The 6548-nt window shown below is 56.0% G+C and carries 4 protein-coding genes; 3 read left to right on the forward strand and 1 reads right to left on the reverse strand.

From position 1 onward, the window contains the following. The coding region (locus tag FJ398_24830; protein MBM3841120.1) for a tetratricopeptide repeat protein at positions 1–410 on the forward strand (410 nt) is incomplete at its 5' end. A gap of 170 nt (positions 411–580) precedes the next feature. Here FJ398_24830 and FJ398_24835 read toward each other — a convergent pair. After that, complete coding sequence (locus FJ398_24835; GenBank protein ID MBM3841121.1) at positions 581–3391, reverse strand: hypothetical protein; 2811 nt, start codon at positions 3389–3391, stop codon at positions 581–583. 199 nt (positions 3392–3590) lie between these two features. Here FJ398_24835 and FJ398_24840 point away from each other — a divergent pair, with 199 nt between their 5' ends. Together FJ398_24840 and FJ398_24845 are read left to right on the forward strand one after the other, a co-directional pair. Next, positions 3591–5240 (forward strand): VCBS repeat-containing protein, encoded by a 1650-nt coding sequence (locus tag FJ398_24840; protein MBM3841122.1) that lies wholly within the window; start codon positions 3591–3593, stop codon positions 5238–5240. Positions 5241–5347: 107 nt separating this feature from the next. After that, a partial coding sequence (locus FJ398_24845) for a hypothetical protein (GenBank protein MBM3841123.1) occupies positions 5348–6548 on the forward strand: 1201 nt, incomplete at its 3' end.

The raw sequence follows: 6548 nt of genomic DNA on the forward strand, positions 1-6548 counted from the left end.
ACAACGGCGCTTTCAAGGCCAAAGTGGGCTTGGAAGCGGTAATGGGAGTCAAAACGGTGGCGCAGTTGGCGCGGGAGTATGAGGTGCATCCGATGCTGGTCAGCCAGTGGAAAAGGACGATTCGGGACCGGTTGAAACATGACTTTTGGGAAGCGCGTTATTTGCTGGGAGTCGAACTGGCAACTCAAGAAAAAATCAGAGAGGCCCAAGAACAGTTCGCCACCGTTGTGCGGATCAATCCTGGTTTTGCGCGCGGTCACTTGAACCTCGGAGTCGCGCTCGCCAAGCAATCGCAACTAAACGAGGCGGCCGTGCATTTCAGCGAAGCCCTGCGTCTCGATCCGACGAACCGGCTCGCTCAGCAATATCTTCAGACACTCCAAGCGCTCTCGAGAACGCAGCGCCCATAGCATCTCGCATTTTGCGGAGCGGTTCGGAGCGCGGATGCCTGCCTCTGCTTCGAGGGGCAACTACTTCAATTTGCGGAGGTGGGCATCTGCGCTCCGAACCACTCCGCAAAATGACGAAAAAAAGACCGGACTCGCGTCCGGTCTTCTGAGTCGTCGCTAAAGCGATGTCGCTACTGCTTTAGTCTGTAGAACTTCGTTGTGCCTTGTATTGGCACGGTCCGCGGGCTGGCTGCTCCGGCCACGTCGGTCCACGGACCGGTGACGGCGTCTGCCGATTGCAGGACAGCGGTGCCGGTCCATTCGATGACGATGTTGTTGCCTGTGCTCTTAGTGATTTTGTCAATCTTCGGTCCAGGCGGTGGTGTTGTTCCGCCATCGGCCGGGACAAACATCAGATAATCCAGGTCGAGATTGGCGCCCGGTTGCGTGGTAAACCGAAGAGTTTTCTCACCGCCAAGGCTTAGCGTTACAGGTTTGCCGGCATCATCGGTCAATGGGAACCATTCCATGATATCCCACCCGGCCGTCGCTCTTCCGGGCTTGAACACGCCGATTTTCTTCAAGGTCTGGTTAGCGGTTTTCGCGCCGGCCGTAACCTCGTCCAACTGCCCGTTAATCGCATTTCCACCGGATGAGAGGCGGCCAATGACACTGTACTCCTTCGCCGGCTGAGGAAAGACGCGCGTATAATTCTGCCAGTCGCCCGCATCATTCCATCCAACGACGTGATTTACGGCAACGTTGAAGCTGCCGCGCGGTATGCCATCGGGATGCTGATTCGGTTTGCCGGCTGCGACGCCCGTTCCAGGACGATACGGCTGACCGGCGTTGCCACCGGGATTGTTCCAGTCAATGCCGGCGTCGGCGTCACTGCCTAAATCGCTAAACGAGCCGCCCGCATATGTGCCGCTCATCCCAATGGCCTTATCTTTCACATAATTGCCACTGCCGAAGTTGAAGTCTTCGGCTTCAATAAAGAGGGTGCCTTCTTTGATAAGCATGGCCGGACCGCTCGCCGCGGTACCTTCTTCGTTCTTAATGGTCACGGAATAAATACCGGGGGCGCTCGCGCCGATCGATTCTGTAGTAGCGCCCGCCAGCGGACTCGCCGCACGCTCACCAAAGGCCTGGAAACTCCATTCGTAAGACAAAGGAGCCGTCCCAATTGCGCTCACACTGAGAGTTGCCTTTCCGCCCGCTGGCGGCGTTGCTCCGACCGGCTGACTGACGATCGAGGGCGGACCAGCGTTCGGATCAGCGAACGAACCAACCAGTTTTCCGCCCAGCGCAGGCGATCCATTTGCGGGCAGCGGATCGCCCTCCTTGATCCAAGTCACCGCGCCGTTGTCTCCACCGCCGCCTTCCTTGTAGATTAGCTCTGTGAAATAACGCTTGCCGGCCACCAACCGAATAGGAGCGGAGCGGTTTTCGCATGCATCCGGGCATCCAGGACGGCGGTCGGCCGCTGTCCACGCCCGGACGGCACCCCATTGGGGCTCAGAGGCGATAAGGACTTTATTGGCCGGTTTGTCATCTGTGCTCAGATAAAGCTCGCCATTATCGTCAGTGGACATGAAGAAGATATAGCTGCCGCTAGTTTCGGGCGTAATGAATCCGGTAATCCTCGCTCCGTAATTATCACCGATGTTGGTCGGACCCTCGTATCCGGCGACCGTGCGTACTTCATCGGGTTCGTTGTTCTTGAATTTGTCGCTGTCCTTCAGCGGATCAAGCGCCGTGCCCCCGATATCCTTAAAGGCTTCCCACTTCATCACGCCCGCTTGAAAGGTTGAAACCTCAGGCGGAGTCTTAATGGTAACGGCTGCGCTAAAAGCGGACTTGTTCTGACCCGGATCGACCGACCGAACCTTGTAGGTATAGCTGGTGTCGGGTTTTACTTTGGTATCGGCGAAGCTTGTGCCGGTGGCGTAGCCAGGTAGAAGAGTGCCATTACGCTCAATTTCGTAGGCAACCCTTCCGGAATCATCCGTACCCGCATCCCATGTAAGCTTGATGCGGCGGGCGTGCTGGGCTATCGCTTTTACATTAGTGGGGGCGGTGGGAGGTGCAGCATCGGTCACCGCCACCGTCGTCAATTTGATATTGTCGAAGTGAGTATGCTCGTTGGCGCCACCGGTTCGGCCAGCCAAAATCAAACGACCCGGCGTCGGGAAGTAGGAAGTTTGAAATTGATTGAGAATGGTTTTGCCTTTGTACTTGACGGTCAACTTCGCGCTGCCATCCAAATCGACCGAAAAGGGCTGCCAACAGAGACCCGCCCAAGCTTCCGGCGCAGTTGGCTCGCCGCCGCCCGCCCAGTAAGCCGCGTCGCGCGGGCCCGTTTGCAAGCTGGTCGTATCGGCGCACGCGCCATGCCGAGTCGGCATTGGCTGTTTCAATATGGTCACGTTATCCACTCGAATGATAATGCCCTCGATATCGGGACCATCAGGCAGGGCGTTGCCAGACCAAGTGTCGAAGGAGATAGCTATACCCGTCGTAGAGCCTGCTTCCGGGACACCGCCTGCAAATGGCCCCGTACTGCCTCCGCCACCGTCGATTTCAGCCAATAGAGGATCCGTACTCCGGGCGAAACTGATGCTGAATCCGTCCGCCGGGCGATCGCCGGTGCTATTACCGACGCGCAAATCGCATTCAAATTTGAAGGCAGTGACGATTTTTCCAGTATCAATATCGGGGAAGAGAACACCCGTATATTGGCTTCCTTGGGGATAAGTGATGGCCAGGAATCCTCCGGTGGCAGGGTTGCCACCAGCGTTCTTCCAGGGTTCGGGGTTATTACCCACGATTTTGAGTTGAGTGCTGGGATCGGCGTCGAAATTGTAGGTAGCTGTCCCAGCATGAGCAACAGCAGCCAATAACGAAAACGACCCGACAATAATAGAGGCTTTAAGGCCTCTCCGTTTGTTTAGTGATGTGGTACGTTGAACTCGCATATTTTGTCCTCTGATATATCTCACAAGACGTTGCCGAGACTACCGGGAAACTCGGCGATCTCTCTGCGCGCACCGTGCGTTTGGGTCATTGTGAGTTTTTGGAACGGGCGCATTTAAGTATAAATGGTTTCTAATTGCAACTACAAAAAACGAGTTTGCGGTTTGTGAGTTTTAGATTTTTGTCTCCGGCAGCGTCTTCTCCGGGCATGCCCGGCCTGCGCTTTTGCTCGCAAACGTGCCGGCTCGCTCTTACAGTGTCGCCAGTGTCGCGATTATTGATGGCCAGCTTTGTTTTTCCAGGATGAACCCGCTGCGCCTCAGTTTAACGCTTTGCGCTTGCACTTGGTATTGGTTAGCACTCTACGCGTCCGCAGCTGACCCCAAACCTGCACATTCGGGCCCGCCAAACAGCGCCGTCCCGGCGGATACGAAATTTCAAGCCGGAAAACAACTGGCCAGAGTCCATTGCGCGGCGTGCCATCTATTTCCGGAGCCTGATTTGCTCGATCAGAGAACCTGGAAAGAACAAACGCTGCCGCGCATGGCCTTTCGGATGGGCCTGTCTCCCGCCACTCTGGAAAAGCATGCGGACGCCAAATTTATCAAAGCCGCGGGCATCATCCCCAGCGTGCCGATGGTTTCCTTGGAAGAGTTCCAGCTTATGACGGCCTATTATCTCGAAGCCGCGCCAGTCCAACCTTTGCCCCAGGAGCCGCGCAAGAGAATTGCCGCTGATCTCAAACAATTCACTTTTGAAGCGGTCCCTTTCCGTCACGAACCAGCCTCGACGACGCTGGTGCATATCAGCCAGCCCACCGGCCGCATCTATTTCGGCGACGACGCGTCCAAAACGTTAAATATCATCGACGCGGCCGGAAAGTGGATCGATTCGGTGAGTGTGGACAATGTGCCTGTGGCGTTGACGGAAACGGCGCGGGGTATTTACGTGACAATGATCGGGCGTTTCATCCCTTCCGAGGAGCCGTTAGGAGGGTTGGCGATGCTGCAGCGAACGGAAAGAAGCTTCGCGCCGGCCAAGACATTCTTCACAAAAACGCCTCGCCTGACAGATACGGTTTTTGCGGACATAAACCACGACGGCAAGGCGGACATGTTGACCTGCTTTTTCGGATATTTCGCCGGCCGTTTCAGTTGGCACGAGAACATGGGCCTGGACGAATTGAAGGAACACGTCTTAATCCCGAAAGCTGGCGCCATCCGGTCCGTGGTGCAGGATTTCAATGGGGATGGATTCCGTGACATCGCCGTGTTGATCGCCCAGGAGACCGAGGCGCTATTTATTCTTCTTAACGATGGAAAGGGCCGCTTTACAACGCACACGGCATTTCAGAAGCCGCCCATTTACGGCCATACCTACTTTGAAGTTGTCGATTTCAATCATGACGGCAAGGCGGATTTCCTCGTCACGAATGGCGATAACGGGGAGTACACCTCGCCGATCAAGAAGTATCATGGGATTCGCTTGTATCTAAACCGAGGCGAGAACCGGTTTGAAGAAGCGCTTTTCTACCCGCTCAATGGCGCGTTCAAGGCGGTAGCCCGCGACTTCGACGGCGACAACGATCTCGACATCGCCGCGATTTCGTTCTTTCCAGACTACGAAAAATCGCCGGAGGAAGGTTTCGTTTATCTGGAGAACCGCGGCTCAATGCAGTTCACGGCAGCGACCTTCCGTCAATACCTGGCGGGCCGCTGGCTCACGATGGATGCGCGCGACCTCGACAACGACGCTGACATAGATATTGTGTTGGGGTCGTACATTCGTGGTCCGAGCGACGTGCCGGCGAAGCTGGCTGAAGATTGGGAAAGGGCAGGCCCATCAGTGGTCATTCTGCGGAACACGCTGCGATAGTCAAAGAGCGCGCGGAGTTTCAGGCCCGACACCTCAACTCCACTGCTGTCACCGTTACAACCGCCGATTAATCATTTCCAAAGAGATCAGGGCGTAGGCCGTGACAAGTGCGGGATCTTTTTCCCACCAGCGGCCATTTTAACCACGAAGTCACCACGCAAACCGAGGTCCTCCGGCGACAAATTGATTACGCGACTGCTGAAGTCACCAGCATCGCAAGCAGAACCCAGCCGTTCCAAGCCGAGATCGCTGAACTTGAGGCGAAGCTCTCATCTGCGACGAGCACGAAAGACCAGGATGCCATTCAGAAGTCAATCAGCCATCAGCAGCGCCAGATTGACCAACTGCGCGAGCCTGCGGATGAAATGGAGTTCCTGCTCAAGCTGTGGCAGCAGATTCAACAATTCGCACAAGCCGCCCACGACAACTCGACCGCTTTTCCACTTGGCAGGCTGGCGCGCACGACAAGGGAATGGCGTGAGAAGGAAAACAAATTCCGCGAAAAGCGCAGGAAAGATGGGCTTGGTCGAACCTATCCCGCACCGGAGGTCTATGCCGCCCCGGTGCAAGACTTCCGTGCCTCCATCTCCCGCGTCCTCGACTTGTTCTCTTTGGACTCCCTGCTTCGTAAAGTCCCGATTGTTTACCAGCAATTCCGGTTGGCCAACTGGGAGGAACTCGGTTTCTTCCTTGGTTCGTCTCTTCCGGCAGTGAACGAGAGAAAGATCGACAGTCTGGAACTCGACACGCTGATATTCGCAGCTTTGTCCGTCGTCAGAGACGCCCACGATGGAGGGCAGGTGCTGCAAGAGTCTGGGGATTCCGTATCCCAGAAGCTCCTGAACGAGATGAGGCTCGTTGTCGCGGTTGACGAGGCATCCGACTTTTCGGCTACTGAGTTGGGATGCATGGCGCTCCTGGCGCACCCCCGCTTCAACTCGGTCACTTTGTCCGGGGACTTGATGCAGCGGATGACCCAGCATGGCATCGCCGACTGGGGAGAGTTGGAACTACTGCACACGAAACCTGAAATCTTCGACTTGAAGATTTCGTACCGACAAAGCCCGAGGCTGCTCAGAATTGCCGGCGAGCTTTGGCAGAAGACGTTTGGCACGCCGCCGCCGTTTGCGTCGGCTTTCTGCGACTCTGGCGACGAACCTGACGCCTTGCGCTTTGTCGAAGGCAAAAAGCGGATCAGACTTTGGAAACGATGGCTCCTTAAAGATCGAGCCCACCGCGTGATTGAGCAAGCCAAGGCAGAAGTGGCGCGGAGTCTAGACAAAGAAAAAGCCGAGAAGGAGATCGCCT

This window comes from Verrucomicrobiota bacterium (assembly GCA_016871535.1).
Taxonomy (GTDB): domain Bacteria; phylum Verrucomicrobiota; class Verrucomicrobiia; order Limisphaerales; family SIBE01; genus VHCZ01.